At 48.0% G+C, this 2,312-nt stretch carries 2 protein-coding genes; one reads left to right on the plus strand and one right to left on the minus strand.

What is annotated here, in order from left to right; all coding sequences use genetic code 11:
- A partial coding sequence (locus VIM87_RS09760) for a GH92 family glycosyl hydrolase (protein ID WP_331996810.1) occupies positions 1-1,252 on the minus strand: 1,252 nt, incomplete at its 3' end.
- A 343-nt stretch (positions 1,253-1,595) separates the two neighbouring features.
- On the opposite strand from VIM87_RS09760, the gene VIM87_RS09765 reads away from it, so the two are divergent.
- A partial coding sequence (locus VIM87_RS09765; RefSeq protein WP_331996811.1) for a glycosyl hydrolase 2 galactose-binding domain-containing protein occupies positions 1,596-2,312 on the plus strand: 717 nt, incomplete at its 3' end.

Genomic DNA, 2,312 nt, shown 5'->3' on the forward strand with positions numbered 1-2,312 from the left:
GGTCATTGATCAGTGAAGGATTGATAATGGTTTGCAGGGGCATCTGGCTGCGGAACACATCCCATCCGCTGAAGATGGTGCGCTTGCGGAAAGTGCCGCCGCTATGCACCTTACCGTCTCCACCGGTATATTTACCATCTACATCCTGCACAATGCGCGGGTCTATCATGGTATGATATAAGGCCGTATAAAATACCTGCTGCTCTTCTTTTGTGCCGCCGGCAACCTGTATGCGGGAAAGCTCCCTGTTCCACAGCTCACGGGCACGGCTATGTACTTTATCAAAATTCCAGTCCTTTATTTCCTGCTTTAGGTTAGCTGCTGCGCCTTCCATGCTTACAAAGGAGATGCCTGCTTTCATAAATACCTGCTCTCCCGCCTTTGTATCGAACTCCGTAAAAAATCCCAGGTGCTTTCCTTCTTTTTCTTTAACGCCATTCAGGATGGCTGCATGGCCTGCCTGCTGCTGGTAACGGTCGCTGCTTACATCTTCCAGCTTACGTGTCCAGCTATCGGGAATATCAGCGCTCCATACGCCATAATGCCGCAGGGGCTTGCTGAATACTGCGTAGAAATAAACGGTATAATCTGCATGGCCATCTCCATTACCCCAGCCGCCACCATCCGGAGTGCATTTCATCCATCCTGTGATGGTGCTGTCATTCACTACTTTCACATACTGGCTGGTGGAAGTACCGCCTACCCTGCGGGCAAGATCGATCTGGATCCTTGACTGCTGATTAGCAGGGAATGTGAATCTTAAGATGGCGCTATGAGGCGCAGCTGTCATTTCAGCTTTGATGTTATAGTCTGATAGCTGTACTGAATAATATCCGGCAGCTGCTTTTTCACTTGATTTAAGATATTCTGAACGATAGCCTTCTTTTGTACCAGGCTTGCCTGCCAGTGTTTTTAAAGGCCCTGTTGTTGGCATTACGAGAAAGTTGCCCAGGTCACCATACCAGCCAATGCCGCTCATCTGGGTAAATGCAAATCCTTCTATGCTGGTATGTTCGTAGCTGTAACCGGAACCGTTATCGCCGCCGGTAATGGTATTAGGACTAAGCTGTACCATACCATAGGGAGTGGTAGCCCCGGGAAATGTTTTTCCCAAGCCATGATAGGTGCCGGCAGCGCCTACGCTGGTACTGGCGCCTACAAAAGGATTCACCAGGTTGGCCGGTGATTGTGCGGCTGCGCGGTGAATACAACATACAAGCGTACAAACGATAATTAACTGGATCTGCTTCACTATAATTTAATTTTGCGGCAAGATAATAAAACGTGGCAAGCCTCTATAGCAATGGCAATCGTCATTTTTAAACACAGGCCCGGTCTGCGCCGCTGCAGACACCCCCAAAAAGCCCGTCAGTAGCAGGTAAAGGAAACTTTTCATACGCGTGAAACATGCTAAACTGATTTAGCAAATAAAGGATAAAAGAATTTCCCGCACAACATCATTAACATATAAATATTTATGTAATTTGTATTAAGCTATACATCTTGCGATTAATAGTCTGCAAAAATCATCATTTTAACATAACTAAACCGGTTTAGCAAAATATTTCTATTATTGCGGAAACATTTCACCACTTATGAAGTCAATTGCATTGCTGCTCTTATCCCTGGTTACCGGTACCTTATTATATAGTCAAAGCCTTCACTGGAAAGCATTTCCGCAGGCAGCAGTACGGGAACAAGCCGCTGCTGTTGCCAGCCCGGGTTTTCCCGACCGGGATTGGGTGCCAGCCATTGTACCCGGCACGGTGTTTTATGCCTATGTAAAAGCAGGCCTGGAAAAAGATCCGGATTATGCAGATAATATTTACCAGGTGGATGCTGCAAAATATAACCGGCCATTCTGGTACCGGACGGAATTTCCTGCAATAGCGGTGCAACGGCAGCAGCGCGTATGGTTAAAATTTAACGGGATCAATAAATACGCAGACATTTATTTCAATGGCAAACACCTGGGTAACTTACACGGGCATATGCAACGGGGTAGCTATGATATTACCTCCCTGCTGCATCCAAAAGGTAAGAATGCCATTGCGGTGCTGATCTCTCCTCCTAAATACGATCCTGCCCATGATCACGGCCTGGCTAACTGGGAAAGCCCCACCTACATTTGCAGCGGCAGCTGGGACTGGATGCCGGCCGTACCCGGGTTAAACAGCGGTATCACCGATACAGTAGCCATTACCGTTACAGGCCCTGTGAGCATTGCTGATCCCTGGATCCGTACCCATATGCCGGATACCAGTGCGGCAGCTATCACGGTATCTGCCCGGCTTACGAACGCCTCCCCTGCT

Origin of the sequence: Chitinophaga sp., assembly GCF_036569125.1 — a bacterium.
Lineage (GTDB): Bacteria > Bacteroidota > Bacteroidia > Chitinophagales > Chitinophagaceae > Chitinophaga.